This window comes from Paenalcaligenes niemegkensis, from assembly GCF_022230885.1.
In the GTDB taxonomy this organism is placed as follows: Bacteria; Pseudomonadota; Gammaproteobacteria; order Burkholderiales; family Burkholderiaceae_B; genus Paenalcaligenes; species Paenalcaligenes niemegkensis.
The window spans coordinates 118,439-143,659 of sequence record NZ_JAKGCT010000001.1; the positions used below are offsets into that span (position 1 = coordinate 118,439).

The following is a 25,221-nucleotide window of genomic DNA, read 5'->3' on the forward strand; positions in this document are numbered from 1 at the left end:
TACTAGGGGCGTAGTTGATCTACTTTTTCTACTGCCTTTAAAAGTCGACTCCTACGATCAAAAGTGTTCAAGCTAGGGAAAAGAGAGCGAGATGTTTTGACCAATTTTGTGTCGATACCGAACCGTTCAGGATAGGAAGCCACATACCAAAGCTGGAAGACTTCCATGCTTAATGAAAGTCGTTGCTCTAGCTCACCGCACTCAAGAGTCGCGATGAAAATTATATGTTCGTTCTCTTCTTCGTCAAAGGAAAGGTAAGCACCTGGGTCCTCGTCCGCATGCTTCAAGTAGTTCTGTACACGATCGAGTACAGCATATGCACCCTTTTTCGTGAGCCCTGAGTCCTTTACTATCATTTCTCGCCAAGAGCACTTTGGATGAATTTTCTCGACAAGATCCGCCAGGACTCTACTAGCCGCACCAGCAAGTGTGCGAATGGCAAGCGGGTCACGATTCGCAAAAAGCATAGTGATTGCTTCATCCAGTTGTCGTATAGCTGCCTCTTCTTTCGAACAAGTGACCATCGTAATGTCCAACCCTCTATTGCAAAATGCAGGCTTAATATCGGTTAACCGTTTGACACTCTGTCAATCTTTGGTACGAGCGGCTGCTTTGAGCGAATCCACCTTGTTTCCACTTCTGGTCGAAGCTGTGTAAAAACGCAGAAATAAACCGCACTTGAAATAATTGAAGCATCAGAACGCTCGGCATTCAATTTTCTCGTGTTCGAGAGTGTTATGCTTGTCAATGTTACCAAACGTGAAGTGACGCTTCACGCCACAATAGATTAATCGGCACCTTCCTGAATTAGAATTAGTAATGTCTTGGCGGAGGTGTCTATTTTAGGATCAACCATGAACCACGGAATCAGGGCAGTTCTAATAGCTTGTCTGCTTTTTTCATCGAGCGCGTTTGCAGGCTGTGTGGGCTACACAGGACCAGGCGGCCCCTGCTCAACAGGCCCAGGTGGCGGGCTATCAACCGGTCCTGGTGGTGGGCTTTCAACCGGTCCTGGTGGCGGGCTATCAACCGGACCTGGTGGTGGACTTTCAACAGGCCCAGGTGGCGGGCTATCAACCGGACCTGGTGGTGGACTTTCAACAGGCCCAGGTGGTGGGCTCTCAACCGGTCCTGGTGGTGGACTTTCAACCGGTCCAGGTGGTGGGCTCTCAACCGGCCCAGGTGGCGGGCTCTCAACTGGTCCAGGCAATAATTGGCGTCGGGTGCCTGTGCCGACACGTTATTGACATAGGAAAACCAAGCTATCAGCATGGACTTTGACTCCATCCTTCCGTCGGAAAGACCGCATGCCTTATTCGTCCCATCAAAACTCATACGATTCGAGGACGGGGTGGATTTGGGGTCATAGCAGAAAATGGTATTGTAATTTCTGGAAGGCGCGGATTCGGATGGTTCATAAGGAGCTACGGAAAAGTTGCTCCAGTCCTGACCGAAATCGAAAATGCCTCGACACTCATCAGCTTATCGATTACACGCTTAGCCTCGGCCGATTGTAGCCAACGACAGATGATCGAACTCGACCCATCGCTGCCCATGGTGGCTGATGAAGCCACCGAGTACTGCTAGTTTGACGCTGTAAGAATGTGACTAGAAGATCCCAACGCATGAGGCACCTAGCTTTGGCGCAACCCTAAAAAAGTGTGTGCTCTCTTGTTAAGTTTGGATAGGTCAATGGCTAGCAGCCTCTCATATACTGTGCTCAGATATTTAGGATGGTCGTATGCATATTAGGTATAGCCAATCGGATAGCTATTGCCCAACAATCCTTAGCGGCGTAAATGAGAATAAAAGGCTTACCAACCGGCGAAATTCGTTACGTGTAGAGGCTGGGACCTTATCTGAGGGTGACTGGTAGCTCTATCGACCAGTTGAATCCAAGACCCTAAGCGGACACTGCCTATTCGATGCCGGCAAGTCCGACCACGGGCCTGTAAGTAAGAATGACCCATCCTCCCCATTTGCTGTTGATTACCGCTTTGAGCCATTGGAGAGCGTCACCCCACTGGAAGGACTTGGAGCTGCCACGGTGCCTCCGATGCCACGTGTCGAAATTTGTTGTCCAATATACTTGAATGGACGTTGTGCCGTGCTATTGCATAGCTATTGGCGAGGCGCAGTCACAGGTTTAACTACTATGCCCAGGCCTTTGAACCGAGCATTTCGCCACTGTGCAGTTTTCGGCCGCAGCACAGCCGCCGATGACATTTACCGGCGACTGCACCTCGACCTCAGATAGATGTACGCAAAACTGCTCATATTAATGTCAGAGTCGTGTTTGGTGGTTTTAAGTGCGCTAATTACGACAATCTATCTGAGAAGCGAGACAGCTATACCCAGTACGAAGATAGCGAGCCAGCCGACGTATTTCGTGAGTTTGCCCACTTTTTCTGAGAGCCTGTCGATCGAAACAGATATATCAGGCGAGGTGAGAGACAGGCTGTGAGTAGGCTTGCCGCCTTCGTCATCGCAATACGTCGTTATTTCTTCTGCCGGCGCTAGTTTGATCGGAGTGCGTCTGATGTCGAGCGAAACGACCTGCCCATGGACTAGCCCTTGCTCGGGCCTGATAAACCAGTTGATTCGGGCGGCAGGAGGTGCGTACCATTCTTCTACATACAGTTTAGGTGACTCGACGCCGACCGTTACCGTTGAAACGGAGCAATCGCGCACAGACGAGACGAGATCGTTCATTTGTTCAACGCTGAGTGATATTTGTAAGAACCACTCGCTATCGAGGCCTATTTCCCAGTCGTATTTGTTGTATCCAAGGACCGTCTGACGAATTATTCCTTCTTGGGAGTCTCTCATTGCCCACTCCCTTCGTTCCTCGTTTGTTACGACAAAAGAAACAGAGATAGCATTGCTGCGTGAATCTGGATCACCGACTATTTCAATGGCCGTGTCGTCAATACTAGCGTTGCCGCGCAGAGTAGTTACCAGCGTTCGTTCAAACGGATCTTCTTTCTCATCAAAGTAACTAGCGGCCGAAGATAACTGCAGATCAATCAGTTTGAGGCGCATTGTCCGAATGGCGGGGCTAAATTTTCGGCGCTTCCCTTCTAGATCAATCCACTCGAAACCATCTTTTGTTTCTTCCAGGACTATGTCTGGATTGTTGTTATCGTTCATGTCTCACTCATAAGTGCTCAATAGGTTGGGCTTCTGGAGTTCGAATCCGAAAGTTCTGGAGGCCGGCCCACTGGGCAATTGCTGGAAGAGCGCCGGTTCGTGTCTTACTCACCTAGTTAGCTGGTTAGGTTTGTATAGCGTGTGACGGCTTCTGGCCGAAAGCGGCGGTTGACGTTGAACGCCGACACATCTGACAGTACGTGCCAGATCGGGGTTAAGTTAATACAAAGTAGCTTAATAATGTTTACCCCTCTACCCCCATGGGGGGCTAGGGGTAGGAAAAAACATACACATTTATTTTTTCCGTCTTTGTCGCCTGCGTAAGATATTCACTAGTTCATTGTCCGAAGTATATTGCGCCTCCGACTTAACGGCTGCATGTAGCACATCACCTATTCGTTCTTCAGTAACTCCAAGCCCGCGTAGTTTATAAACAAATACTTCGAGTTCGTGTTGTCGAAGCGGGGGCAACATAGACCAGAGTCGCTGCCACTTGCGCATATTCTTAGATCGCTCTACCCGCTCAGGGGTCCACCACAGCTCTAGCCTAGCAACGGCCCAGCCATAGTAGATAGCAGGCTCTTTCTTGAGCATAGACCCACCCTGGGTGTGGGCGGCCCTCTGTAGGCATACATCCTCGACATAGTTGTTTGTCTCGGTTGTATGCGGCGAGCTTTGTGATTTGAGCAATGTTTGGGGCATTTTATAAATGGTCTATGTGGAGGGAGGTTTAGGGCAGGTCGGGCAGTTCAAGGGCACTACCTTATAGTGTGGAGAACCCTTTGTTTATAAGGGTTTCCAGCCTTTAGGGCAGGAAGTACACTATTAAGAACTTTCTATATAAAAATCAAAATATAAAAAGAATACGAAAATGGCCTTATTCTGCCTTTCCTGCCCTAGGGATGGAAAGGCAGATAAGTTAAAATGTCACGTCGTCGGGCTTGAGTGAAACTTTGAAACCTCGCACGCCGGAATTTTTTGTTTCAACAAAGCCATGATCGCGTAGACGCTGATAAAAGGTTCTGTCGGAAGGAGGGCGTGCCGTCCCGCTGTTTTGTGCATAGTCCTCGATCAGACCGCGCCTTGACGTGAATCCTCCATAGTCGAGCCTATCCTCGATCCATTCGCGTATAACGTCTTCAACTCCCCTGTACGACTCTACTGCAGCGTCAACACTGCTAGGGGTTGCAAGGCCTTGTTCCTGCCAGTCTAAGCACCCACGTATGGACCAAGCCAAGATACCACTCCCCTCGGCCTTGAGCCGGGCTTCTAGACCCATATCTGCCTGTTGCACAGATAAGCGGTTCGGGAAATCCAGCAAATCCAGACGTCGCCACATTCCTTCACTTGTATCTGCAATTTGGGGCCGGTTGTTTCCGCGCACGAACAACTTAGCCGTCGGCCTGAAGGCGAATGGTTCTCCATATAGTTTACGAGCTACAACTTTTTCGGTAGAAACTAGGGATTTGATACGATGGTCATCCCACTTTCCGCCTGCTTGTGTCTCGTTAAGCAGCGCAAGACGTAAACCCGCTAACCTTGCTATCTCCGGTGAGGCTGCCGCGCCGTCACGGCGTCCGCTGGTCAATAAAGATGAGTCGGCCTGCCCACAGTATGTTCCAAGAATATGGGCGAGTATGTTAGCCAATACTGATTTACCGTTGCGTCCAGTACCAAATCCAAACAGCAGCTTTTCTTCTTGCACGCTGCCTGACATCATGTATCCAAACCAGCGCTGTACGTAAGCTATGACGGTTTTATCATTTTGAAATGTCTGGTCAAGGAAATGAAGCCATTGTGGGCACTGCGCACTTGGATTAAAGGGTATCCCTGCGCAGCGAGTATGCCATTGCTTAGGGTCAGGGGCTAGCAACTTACCTGTCCTTAAATCGACCTGCCCATTCGGTACACAAAGTAGCATCGGGTTAGCATCCAGGCTTTCGTCGGGAGTTCTGAGCATCACACACAAGGACGTCAACACATTCGCTTGTTTGGGAACATCGAGTAGGCGGTGCGATGCTTGTTTATTTGCTTTAGATTTACCGTCTTCGGGGTTACGCATAAAGTCCTCTAGCGACTGCCGGGCGTACTCTTTTGCGTATGATTTCAACAAATGCTGGACTGTAGCGGTATCCGGCTTCCAATATGCGCCAGTCCAGCAATGCCACTCCCCTCGCGCATACATGGCCCTACCGCCTAACCATTCTGTAAACCTGCATGCCATACCATCATCAGTGCGTGGGTCAGGACATGCCTCTGGTTCAGGCCCAGCGAGCCAGTACACGGTGCTTGGCGTTACACCTCCTTCAATGCTCAGGCTATTCCAATTCTTTGTGAAATCCTCTTCGTTGTACCTGTCGGGGGCGCTGGTACTCCACTTACGCGCAATCTGTTCGCTTTCAGAAAAGCCGTGGGCCTTTATAGAACATAAGATTTTGAGCCATTCAATACGCGAACAGTCGGCAGAGATGCGTAGCAGCGCTGTACGTAGGGCCGCTACGTTTATCGGTGTGTCTGGTCTACCATTTGCAATGGGTGCGCCTATTGTTGAGGCTGGCGCGGGGGTAGCGTCAATAGACACATCAAGACGAGATAGCAGGTCGTCAAGGTCGTATACCAAGTCTAGCTTGCAGTTCTGCAGCACGACAGATTTAGGTTCCCCTGTTTTCCAGTGCATGAATCCCGGCACACGCATAAGGCGTGCTGGATTGCAGACGGCCGGATCACCCCCGAACTTACGAGCAAGTGCTTGTTGTGCAGTTTTGAAATTAGTGACAGGACAGGATTTTTCCGCTAGCACCCAGTAGACATGCGCACCCCCACCAGATTTAACCAGCAGGCTTGGCTCCGGCCAGTCAGCAGGCTTTTGTTCACTTGGTAAGTAGCGTCCTTCGGACGCCATGCGTAATGCCTGGCGATAGTCATCTTCGTCCTTGAAGTCCTTAGCATCTAGGTCAAGCCATACACCTGCGATGTCGGTGATTTGCAAGTCCTTGTCGCCACCTGGGTTCACGACCACGAAAATTCCGGCACCGGCTGCATTGGCTGCACGCAATAGCGTCAAGTTTTTATCTAAGCCACCTGTAAAGTTTTTAATATGGGTGTGCGCCCCAGGACATTCTGGTAGTGTCCTAAAGTACCAGCCGTCATCTGCACCACCTAGTGATTCCAGGAATTCAAAGGCATGTGTGTCTCTTATGCTTTTACCCACGATCCGCCCTCAACTTAGTGTTTTTAGCCATAATTTCGGAGAGAAAGCTATCCAAATCAATCGAAGGTAAATCAGAAATTAGCTCTTGGAGATGGTCACCGGTAATGCTTTTATTCCTGGCAAGTACGCGTGCCACTTGTTGCATTGCGAACTGGACTGTAGTGTCATTCAAAAGTTTTTGCGTTTTGCAGCGAGCTTGTCTTGCAATGCGTATGTCGTTCTGAAAGCCGAAATATTCTTCCAGTTCAGTGGATTCATCACAGGATGGGCGGTTGAGGCTATGGCGCAAGCACTCTACTAATTCACAATGGTTGCTGTTTGGTGTAACAGCAACGAAGCCTGCATAACCCGTCTTACCGCTGTTTTGGTACATGCGTGCTTCTGTTGGGTATAGTCCAAGCGAAGATGCAAGGATGGTCCACCGTGCAGTCGCTAGGCTGGCTTTAGCAAGTGTGGTTGGTACATCTCCACAAAACGACTGACTCATAGGCCCTTCTGTACGAAGCGCTGATAAATCTATCGGTTCGATATTGACAACCAACTCGCGCACCTGCTGACCTTCAGCAGAATGATTTATAAATATGCATTCCGCTAATGTGGCAATATGGGTTTTGGCATTTTTCTTCAACAGATCTAATGTTTTGAGTACGAATGTCTGAACTATTTGACGTGAACCAAAATGCTTTTCAGAAGGTTCGCACTCAAGACAGAGAACGTCGCTGGTTGAAAGCAGCTCTGCGCGGAAGCAGTCGCTGATTTCGCAACAGTATGAGTTGGGGATGCTGTCTACGTAGGGCTGCCAGCCATTTCTACACCCATCAGAATAGATGCCTACACGTTGAACGGTGTTGCCCAGTGCAGTGTCAACGATCGCACAGAGTGCTGCTAGATGCGCCGCTTGTCGGGTAGTAAGGGCGCGGTTCATAGCTCACCTTCCGCATTACGCACGAGCGCACGTAAATCGCCTAGCCTGTATAGGCTTATACGGCCAATTTTTCGGCGCTTTAGAATACCTGTGCGAACCCAGCGATCAAGTGTTGCGGAGGATATGCTAAGAAATAGACATGCTTGAGGCTTTCTTAACGTTGCGTCATTGTCAAGAAGTAATTGGTTTTTATGCGACATACTGAGCTCTATAGGTTAGAGCGCTATCTCAGACTGAAACTTTATTATTGAGACAACGCTTTTAGTTGCCCTTAGTGTTCAGTGCGCCACTGACCGCTCGCCGCTCGCTTTCATCATTGACACTCCAGGATTGGAGAAGGTTGATTGTCACATGATGAGGCGTATTGAGTTCCCTCAACGTGGGGTATCGCTCCCCACCGCTTTTATTTTTGATTAATACCTTCTGTTTAGACTCCCTATTGGGGACATAGAACTGACTCTTTTTGAGTTTCAAGCAATTGCATGATGTCTACAGACTGGTATTGCTTATTAGCGTACCACATTTGAATTGAGATATGTTCCCCAGTCATCCATCATTTTACGGCGTCTGTTAAACATATCACCTCGTCGATATGCTGCTTCAGTTTGATCGGCTATAGCGTGGGCCAACGCCATTTCAGCAACGTCACGTGGGTACGTTGTGGCTTCTGCTGCCCAGTCTCTGAATGTCGAACGAAAGCCATGTGGAACGGCGTCAACACTCATTCGCCGAAGTACCGCTGTAAGCGCCATATCTGACAGCATTGTTTTTTTCCTAGAGCTAGGAAATAGCAGGTTCGTCATAACCAAGTTTTCTGGTTTTAGGCTTTGTAATAGTGCTATAGCCTGTTTGGGCAAAGGTACTCGGTGTTCTTTTCCGCCTTTCATGCGTGTACTTGGCACGGTCCATAGGGCAGCATCAAGATCAATTTCTCCCCAGGTCGCACCACGAACTTCGCCGGATCGTGCGGCAGTTATGATGGTGAATTCTAAGGCTTGCGCTGCGATACCAGGCATGGCACGTAGTTTCTTGATGAAGTTAGGAGCTTCAACCCATGGTAAGGCACGTTGATTGCCCCGTCGGCCCGCTACGCCAGGACGCTTCTTTATCGTTGGAAGAGCTGCCCGAAGTTTGGCATTTAGTGCGGCAGGGTTAGCGGTTTCGGCGCGATATCCTCGTGCTTCTGCCCAGTCCAATATGGACTCAAGCCTTCCGCGCATACGCCGGGCGGTTTCGTTCTTAACCTGCCAAATAGGATCAAGGATTGCAAGCACATGGGAGTAGTCCACTTGATCTACTTGTAAGTCGCCAATCACGGGGTATGCATATTGCGCCAGTGTGTTCCGCCATTGCTGAATATGCTTAGCGTTCCGCCAGTTGATCTCGTTGGCATCGATATATGCTTCGCCGCACTCACGAAAGGTCTTTGCGCGTGCTTGTGCAATATCGTGGGCAAGCCGTGCGGCCTCACGTTCTGCTTTAGGGTCTATGCCTGCCTTAAGTTTGATGCGCTCTTCTTCGGCGTGTTGACGTGCCCGACTGATAGACAAGGCAGGATAGCCTCCCAGTCCACGTTCCACACGTTTTCCGTTGAGCATTACACGTATGGTCCAAGACTTTGTTCCTGCTGGCGCTACGCGGAGGTATAGGCCTGTAGCTTTGCCGTCAGCGTAAGAGCCGGGCTTGTTTAAGGCGTCAATAGCTATTGCTGTAAGGTGCGACTTTTTCTTTTCCACCATTTATCCACCACGAGAGATTGATATGTGATGATAAGTTGTGGTTGGAAATGATTCAAGCTGATTACCATAAGCATTGATGTATAAGCATTTTTTATTATTTTTCTATACTTAATCAACAGCTAATGGCGGACAGAGAGGGATTCGAACCCTCGATACGCTATAAACGTATACACGCTTTCCAGGCGTGCGCCTTCAACCGCTCGGCCACCTGTCCTATTTCTGGCAAATTAAATTGCCAAGTCCGCAATCATAACAGTAAATCGAAACAAAAGGCAAATAAGCCTGATAGCTCTTTGCTTTTATTCGTTTAACCAGCTGCCTGGCCCACGCTTAACATACGCTCTACGTAACGGGCGATGGCGTCTACCTCGATATTGACACGGGTTCCCGCCTTAAGGTGCTTCAAGGTAGTGACTTCAACGGTATGTGGGATCAGGTTGATACTGAACTCGCAGCTATCGGCATGATCGACCACTTCGTTCACCGTCAGGCTGACACCGTTGACAGTCACAGAGCCTTTGTAGGCAAAATACTTGGCAAAGCTTCGATCAATTTGAATGGCTAACAACCACGATTCGCCTACAGGCTCAAAACGGCTTACCGTGGCCACGCCATCGACATGACCAAGCACCATGTGCCCGTCCAGGCTATCGCCCAAACGCAAGGCATGCTCTAAGTTAACGTCAGCCGGCTCATCTAGCCCAGCTGTTCGATTCAGGCTTTCGCGAGAGATATCCACACTAAAGGCGTCATCCTGCAACTCGACGACCGTCATGCAGGCCCCTTGTATGGCGATGGAGTCGCCCAACTTGGCTCTATCCAGCGGCAAGCTGCCAGGATGGATTATCAGACGCAGCCCGGCATCCGGGTTTTCTGCCTCAAGTGGCTGAATTTTCCGGATGCGCCCTACGGCACTAACAATACCTGTAAACATAATTTATTAACCTAAAAATACGAATGTGGCGATCATTTAGAGCGGCTGCAACGACGTGCTTACAACCTGCTGCAGCCTGGCCCAGCGTTGGGGCTCGCGCAAGAGCAAACGCACATCGGCGCCGACCCGCGCTGCATCAATAAACTCAAAGCGCTGCGCTTCGATCAGGCTTTGCAGCTCGGGCAGCTCTGCCATGGGCAGCCCTGGCCCGATCAGGGTGGGCGCCAGATACATTAATAACTGATCTACATTTCGATGCGCAAGCAATGCACCACTTAATGTGGCACCCGCTTCGACATGAACTTCGTTAATCTCATGAGAACCCAGGTACTGCGTTAATTCGTGCAGATGAACCTGCCCCTCGTCGGTGGCCCCCAGAACGATTACCCTGGCATTCAGATCCGCCAGAACAGCCGTTTTTTCTGGATTGGCAACGGTGGTGAAGATCCAGACCGGGTCCCCGTTAAAAATGGCCGCGTCTGGGCTGATTTTAAAGGTGGAGTCGACAACAGCACGCAGCGGCTGACGCTGGGTTTCCAGACCCCGCACGTTTAACAGCGGGTTGTCATCAATGACCGTACCTATGCCGGTAAGCACCAGACACGAGCGTGCCCGCCATTGGTGACCATCAGAGCGCGCTACAGGGCCGGTAATCCATTGTGACTGGCCGTTGTTCAAGGCACTGCGCCCGTCTGCCGAGGCTGCAAGCTTGAGCCACATAAACGGTTGCTGACGCAACATGCGCGATATAAAACCGGGGTTCTGCTCAAAGGCTTCTTCGGCACACACCCCCACGTCAACCTTTATGCCAGCCGCACGCAGAGCTCGTACGCCTTGGCCAGAGACTTGCGGGTTTGGGTCCAGAAGCGCCACCACAATGCGTTTTGGCATTGCCTTCAATAAGGCACTGACGCATGGCGGGGTCTTTCCATAATGACTGCAGGGCTCAAGCGTGACATATACATCGCACTTGCTGAGATCAGCACCGTTAAGATGAGCTTGCTCAAGCGCCACAATTTCGGCATGAGGCCCGCCGGCCCGCTGGGTAGCGCCCTGCCCCACCACTTGGCCGTTCTCTACAATCACGCATCCGACCCGCGGGTTCGGGGATGTTAAATACATCACCCCATGCGCCATGCGCAAGGCGGCCTGCATCCAGTGGTGATCTTGCTGCGCTGAAAGCATCATCATGTCCGACATTTATTTCTTGGGGAGATCTGACGAATCTTGCATCTCGTCGATCGCCTGGACGAACTCACGTATGTCGTTGAAGCTTTTATAAACAGAAGCAAAGCGTACGTAAGCCACCTGATCAAGCTTTTTAAGTTCATCCATGACCAGTTCGCCTATGTGTTCGGTGGAGATTTCTCGATCACCGCTCACAAGCAACCGTTCGGTAATGTGGGTTACCGCAGCATCTACCTCTGCACTGGGCACCGAGCGCTTACGCAAGGCCAGATCCAGGCTGGCCCTTAAGCGACTGACATCGAACTCCATGCGACTGCCGTCGCGCTTGACGACAGCAGGCATGAGGAGATCGGCCCGTTCATAAGTAGTAAAGCGTCGATCACAGGCTAAACAACGCCTGCGACGCCGAATGGCATCGCCTTCTTCGGAGACTCTAGAGTCGATGACTTGAGTGTCATCATTACCACAGAACGGACATTTCATTCATTTACCGGGCCCCTAAGGGCCCCACAGTGCGGCTATTTAACCGTAAACAGGAAAGCGTGCGGTTAACTCGTTAACACGACGGCGTACTTCTTCGATATTAGCGGCATCAGACGGGTTGTCCAATACATCGGCAATCAGATTGGCAGTGAGTTCAGCCTCGGCCTCTTTAAAACCACGCGTCGTCATGGCTGGCGAGCCCAGGCGAATACCGCTGGTAACAAAAGGCGATTCGGGATCGTTAGGTATCGCATTTTTATTGACCGTGATATGAGCCTCACCCAGTGCGCGCTCGGCCTCTTTACCGTTAATGCCTTTAGAGCGCAGATCGACAAGCATAAGGTGGCTTTCGGTTTTGCCGGACACAATACGCAGGCCACGCTCAACCAGGACTCGCGCCATGGCGTCAGCGTTTTTTACAACTTGTTCAGCATACTGGGTAAAGCTGGGCTCAAGAGCTTCTTTAAATGCAACCGCTTTGGCAGCGATTACATGCATTAAAGGGCCACCCTGAATACCAGGGAAGATAGCCGAATTAACGGCCTTTTCGTGTTCGGCTTTCATCATGATGACGCCGCCACGAGGACCACGTAACGACTTGTGTGTGGTCGAGGTAACGAAGTCGGCATGTGGTACCGGATTTGGGTAGGCACCACCGGCAACCAAGCCAGCGTAGTGAGCAATATCGACCATGAACAAGGCACCGTTTTCGTGTGCGATACGTGCGATGCGCTCGAAGTCAATATGCAAGGAGTAGGCCGAGGCGCCACCGACGATCAGCTTCGGTTTGTGCTCTTTGGCCAAAGCTTCAAGCTGATCGTAGTCAAGGACTTCGTTCTCGTCCAGGCCGTAAGAAATAAAGTTATATAACTTGCCTGAAGCGTTGACAGGCGAGCCATGCGTCAAGTGACCACCTTCGGCCAGGCTCATACCCAACACGGTATCGCCGGGCTTAAGCACTGCCATATACACGCCCTGATTGGCTTGTGATCCGGAATTCGGCTGGACGTTAGCGGCTTCCGCGCCAAATAGCTGCTTGAGACGATCGATGGCCAGTTGCTCGACCACATCCACGTGCTCGCAACCGCCATAATAACGGCGGCCAGGGTAACCTTCGGCATACTTGTTGGTAAGCTGCGTGCCCTGTGCCTGCATCACTGCAGGACTAGCGTAGTTTTCTGAAGCAATGAGCTCGATATGCTGCTCTTGGCGAGTGTCTTCTTTCTGAATAGCATCCCACAGATCGGGGTCAACGATATTCAGCGTACGTGAGCGGTCAAACATGAGAGATCCTAACTAAATAAAGAAGCAAAGAGAAGTTAAGCATTTTAACGCTTAAGCACAGCAAACGTGGCAAAAAGGCAGAAGCTACGCTATTAACTGGGTTTAAATACCTAAAACAAACACTAGATTGAGGCGAGAGCTAAAATAATATGAACGTTGCTCATACTATGGCAGACACTACTTTTGCTGAGCGAGCTGAGGATTCAAAGTATAGCTTCCGTGGATGCTCGCCTGGGCCAGAATATGCGCCGCCATAGCCTCTTTGACCTGTTCACCGGTGAACTTCCCCTGCAAGGGCAGCTCGTCGATATCCAGAGCATATACCGTGAAATAATAGCGATGCAGCAAGGCATCGTTCCAGGGCGGGCAAGGACCATCATAGCCAAAATAGTCGCCATTCATGTCACGATCCTGGGCAAAGAAGGTGGTGAAATCGTTTAAACCCTGCCGGGTACCGTCAAGAGACAGCGGCCCTGCCTTTCCCCGAGGCGTAATGCCATGGGAGTACGCCCCCTCGGGTATTTCAGTCGTGTCAGCAGGGACATCGACCAGAACCCAATGATAAAAATCACAACGCGCCAAAGCAGCCGAAACCTCTAGTCCCGGTTGATTGACATCGTCGCCTACTGTTGGCACGTCAGGATCAACGCATAAGACCACATACGATCGCACGCCTTCTGGCACATCTGACCACTTCAAATGTGGATTCAAGTTTGCTGCCAGCGCCACGCGATTAGCCTTGTCGATTCGACCAAAAGCGAGCCGCTCGGGGATTGAACTCAAGTCGTTAAAAGAGTCGCTGCGAAGGTTCATGATCAGCTCCGAAATCAGTGGATGATGACTCGGGCAAAGCGGCGTTTGCCCACTTGCAAAACGTAAGTTCCTGATTGCACCTGCAATGCTTTGTCTTCGATACGAGTACCGTCAAGACGGACACCGCCCTGCTCAATATTACGATGCGCTTCACTGCCCGACGATACGAGTCCTGCTTCACGTAACAATTTAACAATGGCAATTGGGCTTTCTGCTATTACCACCTCGGGAATATCGACGGGAATTTCGCCGTGGCGAAAGCGCGCCTCGAAGTTATGCAAAGCTTGTTCTGCTGCTGCCGCAGAGTGAAAGCGCGTGATAATTTCCTGGGCTAGCGCGACCTTGATATCACGCGGATTTGCGCCCTGCTCGACGCTTGCACGATGCTCTTGAATTTGTGCCATCGTTTTAAATGACAATAATTCGTAGTAGCTCCACATCAGGGTGTCTGAAATCGACATGAGCTTACCGAACATGGAGTCAGGGCTTTCAGTAATACCTATGTAGTTGCCCTTGGACTTGGACATTTTCTCTACCCCATCTAAACCCACCAGCAAGGGCATAGTCAAGATACATTGCTGCTCTTGTCCGTATTCTTTTTGCAATTCGCGGCCAACCAGCAAGTTAAATTTCTGGTCTGTGCCCCCGAGTTCAAGATCGGCCTTTAGCTGAACTGAATCGTAGCCCTGCAATAAGGGGTATAAGAACTCGTGTACTGAAATAGGCGTATGCGAGGTAAAACGCTTGGTAAAATCGTCTCGCTCCATCATGCGGGCTACGGTATAGCGGGATGCAAGCTGAATCATTCCTCGCGAGCCCAGCTGGTCACACCACTCAGAGTTATAGCGCACTTCGGTTCTGGATTGATCCAGCACCAGGCTGGCTTGCTCGTAGTAGGTCTGAGAGTTGATCTTAACCTGTTCGGGCGTCAGAGGCGGACGGGTATTGTTGCGGCCGCTGGGGTCACCAATAGTCGAGGTAAAGTCGCCAATTAAAAAGATGACCGTGTGCCCTAAATCTTGAAGCTGGCGCATCTTGTTCAAAACCACCGTATGGCCCAGGTGTATATCAGGTGCCGTTGGATCCAGCCCCAGCTTAATGCGCAGTGGCTCGCCGGTGGCTTGGCTACGTGCCAGCTTTCTGGTGAATTCGGACTCGACGATAAGCTCGTCGCAGCCACGCTTGGCAACATCGAGTGCAGCTTGAACTTCTGGAGTGGTCGGGGCTTGGGGGTAGACATGATTGGCCTAAAAAACTATTTCTCGAAAATGCTCGATAAATCGCGCTGAATGCGATAGGATAACGTGCGATTGACTAACTTGCACGCAGGTAGAACAAGTTTGCTTCAATCCCGCAATATCTTAACAGAACGATAAACGTCTCTAGCACGAGAGCTGTCCCGTTCTGCTTTCATTTTATAGCTCCGCGTTGCTTCGGAATAAGCCCCGTAGGGCAAAGCATTTGCCGAACGGAACGCACATCTAGGTTTTGGTTACATGCTTAATAAAGGGATCATCGGCTCCCCATCCGCCCCCCAGCTAACCACCAACAGAGCAGCACGCCTCGCGCAAAAAGGTTTACTTTTTGTTGCTCTCGGTTTGTTTGCAGGCGCTGCTGCCGTCGCAGTCAAGCTTCCTGCTGTCAGCAATGAACCCGTTATTTTCCAGGCCCGCACCACGCTCGACCTCCCCCATTCGTTTGACGATCTCAGTAATTCGTTTTCAGAGCCCTTTATCAGCGAAACCCGAATTCGCCGCGGAGACACTCTGGCAGCGTTATTGCAGCGTCTTAATATTGATGAAGCAGGCCTGCAACAGTTTCTGACCCATCATAAAGACGCCAGATCGATCTACAAGCTGTATCCCGGACGAGCCATACAAGCCGCGCTTGATAATAACAACCAATTGCAATGGTTACGCTATCACCACACCCCTCGGATTCTCTCGATGGCAAACCCGTGTCTCGCTGGCTCGAGATTCGTCCTGACGGCGCAGGCTCATTCACCGCCACAGAAGATTATGTTGCGGCCACTGCACACGTACAAATGGTAGAAGCTGAAATCAGCTCTTCATTATTTGGTGCAACTGACGCTGCCGGCATTCCTGACGGTATCGCCCTGCAGATTCCTGAAGTCCTGAGCAGCAAAGTCGACTTCATGAAAGACCTGCGCAAAGGCGACCGTCTACGGGTAATCTACGAGACCTACAATCAAGATGGTCAGCAAATCGGCTCAGGCCGCTTGTTAGCTCTCGAATTCGAAAACCAGGGCAAAACCCACGAGGCTCTCTGGTTCAAGAACTCAGGCAATAAAAGCGGTGGAAGCTATTACGATTTCGAGGGCAAAAGCCTGCAAGGCGCCTTTCTGCGCACGGCTTTGAAATTTACCCGAATCAGCTCAACCTTTGGATCTCGGCGCCATCCCATACACGGCAACTGGCGCAATCACAATGGGGTTGATTACGCAGCCCCTACCGGTACGCCCATTCATGCAACAGCTGATGGCGTAGTCGAGTTTGCAGGCTCCCAGCGCGGATACGGTAACACCGTTATCTTGAAGCATCACGGCAGCTACTCTACCTTGTATGCCCATCAAAGCCGTATCGCCAAAGGTTTGCGCAAAGGTGATCGCGTAGAGCAAGGTCAGCTTATCGGTTATGTGGGCTCTACCGGCTGGGCCACCGGCCCCCACCTGCATTACGAGTTCCGTGTGGCAGGCAAGCCTATAGATCCGTTATCTGTAGATCTTCCGGTCGCACGCGTACTTGATCCTTCACAGCAGCAGGCCTTCAATGCCGAAGCGGCTCAGTACAAAGCACAGCTGGCCTTGCTGGAAGGCTATCAAGACCGTGCCCTGTTGGCATCCAGTCAGTAATAAATCACTAAATGCCGTGCAACAGCGCGGCATTTTCCCTTGGCGACATGGATAAAGACTTATACATAGGCCTGATGTCCGGCACCAGCACTGACGGGGCCGACGCCGTACTGGCAAGCTTTGCGCAACCTGAACGCCCGGTGGTACTGGGCGCGCTGGCCATTCCTATGCCAGGCTCATTGCGCACACGCTTCCTGGCTCTTAATTCGCCGGCAAACAACGAGCTTGAATCCGCCTACCTTGCCGCCAACGAACTAGCTGAGCTTTATGCTGATGCCTGCAACTTCTTGCTTCGGCAGTGCCAGCTACCGGCCAGTGAAGTCCGTGCCATCGGTGCGCACGGACAAACGGTGCGACATAACCCCAGGCTAGGCTACACCGTTCAATTAAACGCTCCTGCCCTATTGGCCGAACGTACCGGCATCGATGTTATCGCTGACTTTCGTAGTCGTGACCTTGCTGCCGGCGGACAGGGAGCCCCTTTGGTTCCCTTTGTCCACAAAGGCCTTTTCAGCTCAAGGCATGCGCGGGTCATCTTAAACCTGGGCGGCATTGCCAATATCAGCGTGCTCGACCCCGTCGGCCCTTTACAGGGTTTTGATACAGGCCCCGCGAATATGCTCATGGATTATTGGGCTCAGAGGCATTTGGGCAAAAATTACGATAGCAACGGAGAATGGGCTTCCGGCGGCGAGGTATTACCTAAGCTCCTCGAAGCACTTCTGTCAGAACGCTGGTTTGCACTGCCACCGCCAAAATCCACCGGCCGAGACTTATTCAATGCTTCATGGCTACATCAAAAACTTGATTCCCATGCTAAAGGCGCCAGCCCGCAGGATGTACAGGCCACCTTGCTCGCTCTGACGGTACACAGTATTGCCCGTGCAATGGCGGATTACGCTCCGGAGACGGCCGACATGCTGGTATGCGGCGGCGGAGCCCTGAATGCAGCCCTGATGCAAGGCCTGGAAAAAGAGCTGGGCATACCCGTACGCAGCACCCAAACGGTAGGTGTCGCCCCACAAGAGGTAGAAGCCCTGGCTTTTGCGTGGCTAGCTTACGCTCATGTAAAACGCATAAAGGCGAGTACCCCAGAAATTACCGGGGCTCGCCATGCGTCGATTCTTGGTGCCTGCTACCCTGCCTAAAAACAGCAAGAGCCTACATCAGCAGCCTTGCTATGCAGCTATAGCCTTGCTTAAACCGTAAAAGAGGATCCGCAGCCACATGTGGTGCTGGCATTCGGGTTGCGAATGACAAACTGTGCACCGTCGAGGTCGTCTTTATAGTCGATTTCTGCGCCTACCAAATATTGAAAGCTCATGGGGTCAACCAGAAGATGAACCCCGCTTTTATCGATGGTCGTGTCATCGTCGTTGACGACATCGTCAAAGGTAAAGCCGTACTGAAAACCCGAGCATCCGCCACCTTGGACAAATACCCGCAGTTTCAAATCGGGATTACCTTCTTCTAATAATAAATCGCGAACCTTCTCGACTGCTGCATCGCTGAATAACAATGGTGCAGGAGGGGCTTGAAGATCAACAGATTGGGTCAGGGTGCTCATAAGATACTCCAGCAGTGAAACACTGCAACTATTTTAAGCCTTTAACAACCACTTGTCGCTTACGGAGGTGTAATGTCGATTTTCCGCGAAACACGCAAGGTATTACCCTCTTGAATATGAACGCTAAGCGACTGTGGAATAAAGTTTTCGGGAATGGCTAACCACCCCGCACTACGATTGAATTGTTCGAAACTCAGCTGGAAACTGCTTTCACCTTCTACGGAGATATCGCCATTTAGCGCAGGACTGACAGTATCGGCTTCGTCTGGGATTCGAGTTGCTGCCTGCAGCGTTAAGGTTGTAGCCTTACCGTCTTGCATGCCCTGCGCAGTAAATGAAAGCGCACCTTCAAAAAGGTTGTTGCCCGCAGCATTACGTTGCAATAGTAGTCTATAGCGTAACAGATGCCCAACGACTTCTGCATCGAAGGCCCTAATACTTATGGAGCCTTGTGGGCCTGGGGGCAACAGTTTCTCGAAAAAAGCCAATTGCTCTTGCAGTCGGCCAATTTCAGCTTGCCCTTGCTGAAGGCTGACTTCCAGACCCTTGATGGTACTTTGTTCTATAACAAGCTGACCACGCAAGGTATCACTTTCAGCCTGCTCGGTTAACAAGCGCTCGTTGAGCTGCTGAATTTCTTCGTAGGGATAAGCAGGCGCAGTCGTTGAAGTTGCCGTAAACAGCCACGTACACCCTGCCCCCACGGCCAGCCCCACGATAAGAGCCGCCAAAGCAGCCATGCCGCGCATTGGCGATGCGCGCACAGCTGATGCGGAGGAGTCGGGAGAATGCTTCATTGCTTATCTGACCGTGCCCGGGTCGCTGAGTTCCCGTTGCTTGCTTAAATATGAGCTTAGGGAACGATAGCGATATGCTGCAAGCCGGTGTTCTCGGGCAGGCCGAACATAAGGTTCATATTTTGTACCGCTTGACCCGCAGCCCCTTTAACCAGATTATCCTGAACAACCAGAATGACCAACTGGTCTCCGTCACCTGGCCTTTGCACAGCAATACGTACGGTGTTGGTAGCGCGTACCGAGCGCGTTTCAGGCAGCACACCTGCAGGCAAAACATCGATGAAATATTCGTCGGCATAACGCTCTTCGAAAAGCGCCTGGAAATCTGTGTCGAGGGCATCAGGTGCAATGCGCGCGTAAATTGTGGAAAACATTCCGCGAATCATGGGGACCAGATGCGGTACGAACGTCAGGCCAACCGGTGCGCCATGAATAGTGGTCAGATGTTCGCTGATTTCAGGAAGATGACGATGCCCCCCGACCCCATAAGCACGGAAGTTATCGCTGGACTCGGAAAACAAAATTGATTGCGATGCCGTACGGCCTGCACCTGACACCCCGGATTTGCAGTCAGCAATAATATGGCTGGTATCAATAAGCTTTTTACCGCCTTCAAGAAGCGGCAGCAACCCGGTAATGACGGTAACTGGATAGCAGCCCGGATTACCCACTACTTTTGCTTTGCGAATTTTTTCACGATTTAACTCGACCAGCCCATACACTGAGTTGCGCAAGATATCGGGGCAGACGTGTGGCATTTTGTACCACTTTTGAAAAACATCGGTATCTTGCATACGAAAGTCAGCAGCCAGATCGATTATTTTAACGCCGTGCTGCAATAAGTTTTCGGCTGCGTTCATGGCAACGCCATGTGGAGTTGCGAAAAACACTACATCGCAGCTCTCTAGGCTGGCTTCGTCAGGAGCCTGAAACACAACATCGATGTGCCCCCGTAAATTCGGAAACATATCGGCTACCGGCATGCCGCTTTCCTGACGGGAAGTCACCGCAACCACCTGTGCGTTGGGATGCTGCGATAACAGTCGCAATAGCTCAACCCCCGTATAACCTGTAGCACCCACAATACCAATTTTGATTGGTTCTGAAACCGTTGTAGCCATGTTGAGTCCCCATTTGTGCAAACCGTATGCACATATTATGCAACAAATAAAAAAGCCGAGGCGTAGAGAGGGATAAGTTTAACGTAGCACTACGCCCATACGACAAAACCCCGGCGGGGCCGGGGTTTTGCGTCGTTGAATGGCGACCAGCGCCACCCCAACAGTATTAGCGCTTGCTGAACTGTTTACGACGGCGAGCTTTGTGGAAGCCCACTTTCTTACGTTCAACTTCACGAGCATCGCGAGTCACCAGACCAGCTTGTTTCAACGCTGATTTCAGTGTTTCGTCAAAGTCGATCAAAGCACGTGTGATGCCGTGACGAACAGCACCAGCCTGACCACTTTCGCCACCACCGTGAACGTTGACTTTAATGTCAAAGGACTCGAGGTGCTCAGTTAGTGTCAGCGGCTGACGCACAATCATGCGGCCAGTTTCACGAGCAAAGTACTCATCAACAGGCTTGCCATTAACAACGATGGCGCCTGTACCTTTTTTAATAAATACACGGGCGACCGACGATTTGCGTCGTCCGGTACCGTAATTCCAATTACCGATCATGAGCTGTCCTTAGATATCCAGCGGTTTGGGCTGTTGTGCAGAGTGAGGATGCTCGGCGCCAGCATAAACCTTGAGTTTCTTGGCCATGGCATAACCCAGAGGACCCTTAGGCAGCATGCCTTTTACGGCTTTCTCGATAGCACGGCCAGGGAAGCGCTCTTGCATGCGCTCAAAGTTGATTTCGCGAATACCACCAACATAGCCAGTATGGCGGTAGTATTTTTTGTCTTGGGTTTTATTGCCCGTGACGCGAATGTCAGCAGCGTTGATAATGATAATGTAATCGCCGGTATCAACGTGCGGAGTGAATTCAGGTTTGTGCTTGCCACGCAGGCGACGTGCGACTTCGCTGGCCACACGACCCAGGACTTTGTCCTTGGCATCGATCACAAACCACTCACGCCGGACTTCATGCGGCTTGGCCACAAAGGTCTTCATGATGGTTCCTAGTAATAAAAACACCTGCACCACGATGGTGCATGGTTATGCATCCAGCCACCCTAGCCAAGACGTTATTAATCGCCCGTGCTAACAACAGACGTTGCTAAAAACATATGTTGAGAGAAAATATATGTGGTGGCTAAAACCGGATAATTCTAACACGTTAATAATCTACTGGCGACAAAAAACCCCAACGCAATGATACGCAGGGGTTTTATCGCAACAGCTTAGGATCGGCGGCGGTTAGCCAGGGCCAAGCCTATGTAGTTGTCGAAGGAGCCTTCAGCCACACGGAACCAAGGTACAACTTCGTCACGAAAACCCATGTAGTTATCATGAATTTTCTTGAACATCGGATCTTTGTCGCAAAACTCTTTGTAGAGCTGGTTGGACGCTTCGAAAGAGGCATCCATAACGTCGCGGGGGAAGGCTTTTAGCACGGCTCCTGCTGCCATCAGCCGACGTAAGGCTGCCGGGCTTTGTGAATCGTACATGGTGAGCATTTTATTGCTGGCTGCGCGGGCACACGTTGCCACCACCGCCTGATACTGCGGAGGCAAGCTGGCGAACGCTTCGTCGTTAATGTAGAGCGAAACCTGAGCTGATCCTTCCCACCATCCGGGGTAGTAATAGTACTTGGCGACCTTATGAAAACCCAGCTTTTCGTCATCGACCGGACCCACGAATTCGACCGCGTCCAAGGTGCCTTTTTCGAGAGATGGGTAGATATCACCTGGGGGAACTTGCTGAGGTACTACGCCCAGACGTGCAAGAACTTCGCCTGCGAAACCCGCAGTGCGCATTTTCAGGCCCTTCAGGTCTTCAATGGAGTTAATTTCCTTACGGTACCAGCCACCCATTTGTGTGCCTGTATTACCAAAAGGAAAGTTAACAATATTACGCGTAGCAAAGAGTTCGCGCATGAGCGTCAGGCCATCGCCTTCGAACATCCAGGCATCAAGCTGGCGGGCATTCAAACCAAATGGCACTGCAGTATCAAAGCTGAAGGAGGGATCTTTACCGTAAAAGTAATAGGAAGCTGTCTGGCCAGCCTCGACCGTACCGTTACCCACGGCGTCCATAACCTCAAAGCCCGGAACAATCTCACCAGCTGGATAAAGACGAATTGAGAAATTTCCGCCGGTGGCTTCTTCAACCATTTTCACGAATAGCTGGGCCGTACCAAATAGCGCTGGTAAGGACGGCCCGTAGGTTGATGTCATTTTCCAGTTGATTTTCGGGTTACTTTCCGCAATGGCGGGAGCCGCAAAGGCGGCTGTGCCTGCCACGGCCCCGATACCCGCCTTTTTCAAGAATGAGCGACGCTCCATAATACTGAATCTCCTTGGGGTTCTTAATAGCCTGCGCCTGCAACGGCGACCGATGCTGGATAATACACCGAGTTACTACAAGCTGTAATCAGGATAAACCTATGTTCAGGCGCTTAGTTTGCGCCTACGGGAAAACATTAGCCGCCTGCGATAGCCATTTTCTCGATGAGTATCGAACCCGTAGACTTAGAGCCCCTATTAAGTGAGTCTGCCCCGATGGCAACGATGTCCCTGAACATCTGCGACAGGTTGCCGGCAATAGTGATTTCTTCCACAGCATGCTGAATCTCACCATTCTCGACCCAGTAACCAAAAGCGCCTCGGGAGTAATCGCCCGTGACATAGTTGACCCCTTGACCTATAAGCTCTGTTACCAGCAGCCCGGTACCCAGCTTGCGCAACATCGCCTCGAAGTCATCCTCAGGACGAGTCTGCCTGGATATCAGTTTTAGGTTATGCGATCCGCCTGCGTTGCCCGTGGTGCTCATTCCCAGCTTGCGCGCCGTGTATGTGGACAGGAAGTAACCTTGCAAGGTACCGTTATCCACCACTGTGCGGGGCTGAGTACGCACCCCTTCGCTGTCAAAGGGGGCACTGCCCATTGCGGCAATGACGTAAGGATCTTCCAGTACGCTCAGATGGTCAGCCAGGACCTTTTTACCCAGGCTGTCCAGCAAAAACGAACTTTTACGATATAGCGATCCGCCGCTGGTGGCTTGCACCAAGGATCCTAGCAGCCCTACAGCCAGCGGTGCTTCAAATAAAACGGGATAGTTACCGGTTTTAATACGGCGAGCCGACAGCCTGGCCAGCGTTCTTTTTGCAGCATAAGCTCCTATGGTCTCTGGGGCGGCCAGGCGTGAAGCATTGCGGGAAGCGGAGTACCAGTAATCACGCTGCATGGCTTCACCAGCACCCGCAATCGGCGATACCGATATGGAATGGCGACTGTAGGGGTAACCACCGAGAAAACCGCGGCTATTTCCCAACACAAAGTGCCCTTCTGAACTATCAACCGAAGCTCCTTCACTGTTCGCAATTAATGCACTGTATTCTAGTGCTGCATGCTCCGCGCGCAGTGCAAGGCGCTGAGCATGCTCCGCACTTAACTGCCACGGGTGATAAAGCTGTAAATCTGGGTAGTCCAACGCAAACTGATCGGGCTCTGCCAAGCCCGCGGCGGAATCCTCTGCTGTATGTTTAGCGATGTGCCATGCCGCAGCCACCGTTTCCTCTAGCGCCTTAGCGGCAAAATCAGAGGTCGAGGCCGAGCCCCGCCTTAAGCCATCGAACACTGTAATTGCCAAACCGCGGTCACGGGTTTGCTCGACGGTTTCTAAATCCAGGTTTCGCACCGATACCGATAGTCCACGGCTTTCAGATACTTCAACTGTCGCATCTGAGGCCCCGAGTTTTTTGCATGCCGTAATGCGTCGTCGACCAATTCGCAGAAACGAAACTGGTTTTCCGAGATCGGCAAATTAGAAATGGATGATTCGCTCATTGATACTCTTTAAGGTTAGGCGGTTATGATAGCTAATTGGCGACAATCTTTTTATTCTTTTTATGTCCGATCTTAATTTAGAACCCGATGAAAACGGCTATTTTGGCCCTAGCAAGTCTCAAGTGAAGCGCGACATGCTCGCTTTGGTCGACTTAGGGAAGCAGCTCATCGACTTATCAGATGACAAGCTACGCCAACTGAAATTTGAAGACAAACTACACTCTGCCATCAAAGATGCTCAGCATATCAATGCCCGTGAAGGCAAGCGCCGCCAAATCCATTACGTGGGCAAGCTGCTGCGTAACGAAGATGCAGACGCCATTCGCAAGCAACTCGACTTATGGGAAAACGGCTCTAAAGAACAGGCCCGGGCTATGCACCGTGTTGAGGCCTTGCGTGATTTACTGATACGTGACGACGAAGCCTTAACCGAGTTTTTCGACACCTACGGTCAGGCCAACGTGCAAGAGTTTCGTACTTTGGTGCGCTCAGCTCGCCGCGAAGCAAAACAAAACGAGGCTCTTCCTGAAGGCCGCGAGCCATCACGCAAACATTTCCGAAGTCTTTTTCAAGCTATTAAAACCATTGTTGCTTAACCGGAGTATTCATGAACCCGCTACTTGAGTGCATTGAAATAGAAACCGCGCCAAATCCCGAGTTTTCAGTTATTTGGCTACACGGACTCGGGGCAGATGGTAATGACTTTGCTCCTATTGTCCCAGAGCTTGGCTTGCCACGCACCACTGCCGTTCGTTTTGTCTTTCCTCATGCCCCTGTGCAGGCGGTGACCATCAACGGGGGCATGGCTATGCGCTCATGGTATGACATTTACGTCGCCGATCTGGTCAGACACGAAGACGAAAGTGGCCTGCGGGCTTCACAGCTGGCAGTTCAAGACTTGATTGCCCGTGAAAATGCACGTGACATTCCTACTGAACGTATTGTGCTGGCGGGCTTCTCACAAGGTTGCGCGATGACGCTGCAGACCGGGCTACGCCTTGAGGAGTCCCTTGCCGGCATGGTTTGTCTATCGGGCTATTTGCCTCTGGCTGATAAAAGCGAAAAAGAGCGGCACAAAGCCAACCAGGACACGCCTATATTCATGGCCCATGGAACCCACGACCCTGTGGTACCTCTGGCTCGTGCCGAAGACTCAAAACAAGTACTTAGCGAACTAGGCTATAACATTGAATGGCATACCTACCCTATGCCCCATGCGGTATGCGCAGACGAAATTGCAGATCTTTCAGCGTTTCTGAAAAAGATACTGGTGAAGTAGCCCATAGCCGCTTGGCTGCCTGA

At 51.1% G+C, this 25,221-nt stretch carries 23 protein-coding genes, 1 tRNA gene and 2 pseudogenes; 6 read left to right on the forward strand and 20 right to left on the reverse strand.

The genetic code is table 11. The features are described 5' to 3' along the window. Window positions 1-2: 2 nt before the first annotated feature. Window positions 3-524 carry a hypothetical protein gene (locus L1889_RS00585; RefSeq protein ID WP_238663424.1) on the reverse strand — a complete coding sequence of 174 codons (522 nt, stop codon included), beginning with the start codon at window positions 522-524 and terminating at the stop codon, window positions 3-5. Window positions 525-912: 388 nt separating this feature from the next. Here L1889_RS00585 and L1889_RS00590 point away from each other — a divergent pair, with 388 nt between their 5' ends. After that, window positions 913-1,281, forward strand: coding sequence for a hypothetical protein (locus L1889_RS00590; protein ID WP_238663425.1), 369 nt, complete (start codon window positions 913-915; stop codon window positions 1,279-1,281). Window positions 1,282-2,328: 1,047 nt separating this feature from the next. On the opposite strand, the gene L1889_RS00595 is transcribed toward L1889_RS00590, so the two are convergent. The 12 genes and pseudogenes from L1889_RS00595 to tyrS form a co-directional block, all read right to left on the reverse strand. Beyond that, the gene (locus tag L1889_RS00595) at window positions 2,329-3,150 is read right to left on the reverse strand and encodes a hypothetical protein (RefSeq protein ID WP_238663426.1); all 822 of its coding nucleotides are present in this window, start codon (window positions 3,148-3,150) and stop codon (window positions 2,329-2,331) included. Between the two features lie 919 nt (window positions 3,151-4,069). Beyond that, complete coding sequence (locus L1889_RS00600) at window positions 4,070-6,361, reverse strand: phage/plasmid primase, P4 family (RefSeq protein WP_238663427.1); 2,292 nt, start codon at window positions 6,359-6,361, stop codon at window positions 4,070-4,072. Then, window positions 6,354-7,286, reverse strand: coding sequence for a hypothetical protein (locus L1889_RS00605; RefSeq protein ID WP_238663428.1), 933 nt, complete (start codon window positions 7,284-7,286; stop codon window positions 6,354-6,356). Before L1889_RS00605 ends, L1889_RS00600 begins: the two co-directional genes overlap by 8 nt. Further along, window positions 7,283-7,486: a helix-turn-helix domain-containing protein gene (locus tag L1889_RS18975; protein WP_372870937.1), complete on the reverse strand. Its 204-nt coding sequence runs from the start codon at window positions 7,484-7,486 to the stop codon at window positions 7,283-7,285. Before L1889_RS18975 ends, L1889_RS00605 begins: the two co-directional genes overlap by 4 nt. A 309-nt stretch (window positions 7,487-7,795) precedes the next feature. After that, on the reverse strand, window positions 7,796-9,025 hold the full coding sequence (locus tag L1889_RS00610) for a tyrosine-type recombinase/integrase (RefSeq protein ID WP_238663429.1): 1,230 nt from the start codon (window positions 9,023-9,025) through the stop codon (window positions 7,796-7,798). A gap of 123 nt (window positions 9,026-9,148) precedes the next feature. Then, window positions 9,149-9,239 (reverse strand) — tRNA-Ser (locus tag L1889_RS00615). A gap of 93 nt (window positions 9,240-9,332) precedes the next feature. Next, window positions 9,333-9,959 (reverse strand): riboflavin synthase, encoded by a 627-nt coding sequence (locus L1889_RS00620; protein WP_238663430.1) that lies wholly within the window; start codon window positions 9,957-9,959, stop codon window positions 9,333-9,335. A gap of 36 nt (window positions 9,960-9,995) precedes the next feature. Beyond that, window positions 9,996-11,159, reverse strand: coding sequence for a bifunctional diaminohydroxyphosphoribosylaminopyrimidine deaminase/5-amino-6-(5-phosphoribosylamino)uracil reductase RibD (gene ribD, locus L1889_RS00625; protein WP_238663431.1), 1,164 nt, complete (start codon window positions 11,157-11,159; stop codon window positions 9,996-9,998). Further along, complete coding sequence (gene nrdR, locus L1889_RS00630) at window positions 11,160-11,630, reverse strand: transcriptional regulator NrdR (RefSeq protein ID WP_238663432.1); 471 nt, start codon at window positions 11,628-11,630, stop codon at window positions 11,160-11,162. It lies immediately after the preceding gene. 39 nt (window positions 11,631-11,669) lie between these two features. After that, window positions 11,670-12,914: a serine hydroxymethyltransferase gene (gene glyA, locus L1889_RS00635; RefSeq protein ID WP_238663433.1), complete on the reverse strand. Its 1,245-nt coding sequence runs from the start codon at window positions 12,912-12,914 to the stop codon at window positions 11,670-11,672. 177 nt (window positions 12,915-13,091) lie between these two features. Further along, the gene (locus L1889_RS00640) at window positions 13,092-13,727 is read right to left on the reverse strand and encodes a YbhB/YbcL family Raf kinase inhibitor-like protein (protein ID WP_238663434.1); all 636 of its coding nucleotides are present in this window, start codon (window positions 13,725-13,727) and stop codon (window positions 13,092-13,094) included. Window positions 13,728-13,741: 14 nt separating this feature from the next. Continuing rightward, window positions 13,742-14,962, reverse strand: a pseudogene (gene tyrS, locus L1889_RS00645) (tyrosine--tRNA ligase); the annotation flags it as partial. Between the two features lie 261 nt (window positions 14,963-15,223). On the opposite strand from tyrS, the gene L1889_RS18980 reads away from it, so the two are divergent. Genes L1889_RS18980 through L1889_RS00660 form a run of 3 tightly spaced genes read left to right on the forward strand, consistent with a single transcriptional unit; the run spans window position 15,224 to window position 17,747 of the window. Next, window positions 15,224-15,778 carry a hypothetical protein gene (locus tag L1889_RS18980; protein WP_238663435.1) on the forward strand — a complete coding sequence of 185 codons (555 nt, stop codon included), beginning with the start codon at window positions 15,224-15,226 and terminating at the stop codon, window positions 15,776-15,778. Further along, window positions 15,685-16,599 carry a M23 family metallopeptidase gene (locus L1889_RS18650; RefSeq protein ID WP_238663436.1) on the forward strand — a complete coding sequence of 305 codons (915 nt, stop codon included), beginning with the start codon at window positions 15,685-15,687 and terminating at the stop codon, window positions 16,597-16,599. The genes L1889_RS18980 and L1889_RS18650 overlap by 94 nt, the downstream gene beginning before the upstream one ends. Window positions 16,600-16,646: 47 nt before the next feature. Beyond that, entirely contained in the window at window positions 16,647-17,747 is a 1,101-nt protein-coding gene (locus L1889_RS00660) for an anhydro-N-acetylmuramic acid kinase (protein ID WP_238663437.1), read from the forward strand. A gap of 50 nt (window positions 17,748-17,797) precedes the next feature. Here L1889_RS00660 and erpA read toward each other — a convergent pair whose 3' ends face one another. The 7 genes and pseudogenes from erpA to pmbA all read right to left on the reverse strand — a co-directional run bounded on the left by erpA (window position 17,798) and on the right by pmbA (window position 23,919). Continuing rightward, a complete protein-coding gene (gene erpA, locus L1889_RS00665; protein WP_238663438.1) occupies window positions 17,798-18,166 on the reverse strand; it encodes an iron-sulfur cluster insertion protein ErpA in 369 nt (122 codons plus the stop codon). A gap of 59 nt (window positions 18,167-18,225) precedes the next feature. Next, entirely contained in the window at window positions 18,226-18,963 is a 738-nt protein-coding gene (locus L1889_RS00670) for a DUF6776 family protein (protein ID WP_238663439.1), read from the reverse strand. Between the two features lie 56 nt (window positions 18,964-19,019). Beyond that, window positions 19,020-20,084, reverse strand: coding sequence for an N-acetyl-gamma-glutamyl-phosphate reductase (gene argC / locus L1889_RS00675; RefSeq protein ID WP_238663440.1), 1,065 nt, complete (start codon window positions 20,082-20,084; stop codon window positions 19,020-19,022). Between the two features lie 166 nt (window positions 20,085-20,250). After that, window positions 20,251-20,643: a 30S ribosomal protein S9 gene (gene rpsI, locus L1889_RS00680; RefSeq protein ID WP_238663441.1), complete on the reverse strand. Its 393-nt coding sequence runs from the start codon at window positions 20,641-20,643 to the stop codon at window positions 20,251-20,253. A 9-nt stretch (window positions 20,644-20,652) separates the two neighbouring features. Next, the gene (gene rplM / locus L1889_RS00685) at window positions 20,653-21,081 is read right to left on the reverse strand and encodes a 50S ribosomal protein L13 (RefSeq protein ID WP_238663442.1); all 429 of its coding nucleotides are present in this window, start codon (window positions 21,079-21,081) and stop codon (window positions 20,653-20,655) included. A gap of 230 nt (window positions 21,082-21,311) precedes the next feature. Continuing rightward, the gene (locus L1889_RS00690; protein ID WP_238663443.1) at window positions 21,312-22,415 is read right to left on the reverse strand and encodes a TRAP transporter substrate-binding protein; all 1,104 of its coding nucleotides are present in this window, start codon (window positions 22,413-22,415) and stop codon (window positions 21,312-21,314) included. 137 nt (window positions 22,416-22,552) lie between these two features. Continuing rightward, window positions 22,553-23,919: pseudogene (gene pmbA, locus L1889_RS00695) on the reverse strand (metalloprotease PmbA). A gap of 62 nt (window positions 23,920-23,981) precedes the next feature. Here pmbA and yjgA point away from each other — a divergent pair. Next, entirely contained in the window at window positions 23,982-24,515 is a 534-nt protein-coding gene (gene yjgA, locus L1889_RS00700; RefSeq protein ID WP_238663444.1) for a ribosome biogenesis factor YjgA, read from the forward strand. An 11-nt stretch (window positions 24,516-24,526) separates the two neighbouring features. Continuing rightward, a complete protein-coding gene (locus L1889_RS00705; protein WP_238663445.1) occupies window positions 24,527-25,198 on the forward strand; it encodes an alpha/beta hydrolase in 672 nt (223 codons plus the stop codon). Window positions 25,199-25,221: the final 23 nt, after the last annotated feature.

What these genes read in the sequence shown, in the direction of transcription:
- L1889_RS00585 (WP_238663424.1), bottom strand. Translation starts at nt 524, where the DNA reads ATGGTCACTTGTTCGAAAGAAGAGGCAGCTATACGACAACTGGATGAA.
- L1889_RS00595 (WP_238663426.1), bottom strand. Translation starts at nt 3,150, where the DNA reads ATGAACGATAACAACAATCCAGACATAGTCCTGGAAGAAACAAAAGAT.
- L1889_RS00605 (WP_238663428.1), bottom strand. Translation starts at nt 7,286, where the DNA reads ATGAACCGCGCCCTTACTACCCGACAAGCGGCGCATCTAGCAGCACTC.
- L1889_RS18975 (WP_372870937.1), bottom strand. Translation starts at nt 7,486, where the DNA reads ATGTCGCATAAAAACCAATTACTTCTTGACAATGACGCAACGTTAAGA.
- L1889_RS00610 (WP_238663429.1), bottom strand. Translation starts at nt 9,025, where the DNA reads ATGGTGGAAAAGAAAAAGTCGCACCTTACAGCAATAGCTATTGACGCC.
- L1889_RS00620 (WP_238663430.1), bottom strand. Translation starts at nt 9,959, where the DNA reads ATGTTTACAGGTATTGTTAGTGCCGTAGGGCGCATCCGGAAAATTCAG.
- ribD (WP_238663431.1), bottom strand. Translation starts at nt 11,159, where the DNA reads ATGTCGGACATGATGATGCTTTCAGCGCAGCAAGATCACCACTGGATG.
- nrdR (WP_238663432.1), bottom strand. Translation starts at nt 11,630, where the DNA reads ATGAAATGTCCGTTCTGTGGTAATGATGACACTCAAGTCATCGACTCT.
- glyA (WP_238663433.1), bottom strand. Translation starts at nt 12,914, where the DNA reads ATGTTTGACCGCTCACGTACGCTGAATATCGTTGACCCCGATCTGTGG.
- L1889_RS00640 (WP_238663434.1), bottom strand. Translation starts at nt 13,727, where the DNA reads ATGAACCTTCGCAGCGACTCTTTTAACGACTTGAGTTCAATCCCCGAG.
- L1889_RS18980 (WP_238663435.1), top strand. Translation starts at nt 15,224, where the DNA reads ATGCTTAATAAAGGGATCATCGGCTCCCCATCCGCCCCCCAGCTAACC.
- L1889_RS00660 (WP_238663437.1), top strand. Translation starts at nt 16,647, where the DNA reads ATGGATAAAGACTTATACATAGGCCTGATGTCCGGCACCAGCACTGAC.
- erpA (WP_238663438.1), bottom strand. Translation starts at nt 18,166, where the DNA reads ATGAGCACCCTGACCCAATCTGTTGATCTTCAAGCCCCTCCTGCACCA.
- L1889_RS00670 (WP_238663439.1), bottom strand. Translation starts at nt 18,963, where the DNA reads ATGAAGCATTCTCCCGACTCCTCCGCATCAGCTGTGCGCGCATCGCCA.
- argC (WP_238663440.1), bottom strand. Translation starts at nt 20,084, where the DNA reads ATGGCTACAACGGTTTCAGAACCAATCAAAATTGGTATTGTGGGTGCT.
- rpsI (WP_238663441.1), bottom strand. Translation starts at nt 20,643, where the DNA reads ATGATCGGTAATTGGAATTACGGTACCGGACGACGCAAATCGTCGGTC.
- rplM (WP_238663442.1), bottom strand. Translation starts at nt 21,081, where the DNA reads ATGAAGACCTTTGTGGCCAAGCCGCATGAAGTCCGGCGTGAGTGGTTT.
- L1889_RS00690 (WP_238663443.1), bottom strand. Translation starts at nt 22,415, where the DNA reads ATGGAGCGTCGCTCATTCTTGAAAAAGGCGGGTATCGGGGCCGTGGCA.
- yjgA (WP_238663444.1), top strand. Translation starts at nt 23,982, where the DNA reads ATGTCCGATCTTAATTTAGAACCCGATGAAAACGGCTATTTTGGCCCT.
- L1889_RS00705 (WP_238663445.1), top strand. Translation starts at nt 24,527, where the DNA reads ATGAACCCGCTACTTGAGTGCATTGAAATAGAAACCGCGCCAAATCCC.